The organism is Streptomyces bobili, from assembly GCF_002154575.1.
Lineage (GTDB): Bacteria > Actinomycetota > Actinomycetes > Streptomycetales > Streptomycetaceae > Streptomyces > Streptomyces bobili.
In genome coordinates, this window is record NZ_MUBA01000834.1 from 1 (window position 1) to 637 (window position 637).

A 637-nucleotide genomic window follows, 5' to 3' on the forward strand; every position below is an offset into this window, starting at 1 on the left:
GCCGTCCAGGTAGTCGTCCTCGAGGGTGGAGGGCTGGACGTCGAAGCGGACGGTGATGTAGCCGGTCTTTCCGTCGCCCGAGACCGGTCCTTCCTTCGAGGCGGTCTGGGTGAGCGGATTCTGCACCGCCAGCACGTGCGGGAGTTTCTCCAGGTCGCCGACCGTGGTGGACATCTGGGAGCCCAACGCGGTCAGGGGCTGTTTCGCGTCGTGCAGGACGATCTGGCTGCCGTAGCCGCCGGCCTGCGGGTCGTGCTTCTTCAGCACGTCCAGGCCCTGCTGTGACTGGGCGCCCGGCAGGGAGAAGTCGTCCGAGTACGTTCCACCGTGCGTGCGGCTGAGCACCTGGAGCGCGACGAGGGCGACGAGCCAGCCGATGATGACGATCAGGAAATGGCGGGCGCACCAGGTGCCGAGCCGCCGCAGTGCCCCGCCTCGCGGGTCGCCGCTGGAATCCATGGACTTCGCCTTCGCTGCCGGGAGGTGGTTCGCGATGACCCGATACGGGCCATTAGACGCCGGGCGGGCGGTACGGGCATCCGCAGACGCTGTTCGCCTCCGCCGCCCCTTGCCTCCTGAACCTGGGGGCCGCGCCCCGACCCTCGCATCGGCGGACGGGCCTCGTCCTCGATCGCCG

General features: G+C 69.7%; 1 protein-coding gene. It reads right to left on the minus strand.

All coding sequences use genetic code 11. The features are described 5' to 3' along the window. Nucleotides 1–459 (minus strand): MMPL family transporter (locus BZL64_RS38040; protein ID WP_158101595.1); only part of this gene is annotated, 459 nt, incomplete at its 3' end. Nucleotides 460–637 lie beyond the last annotated feature (178 nt).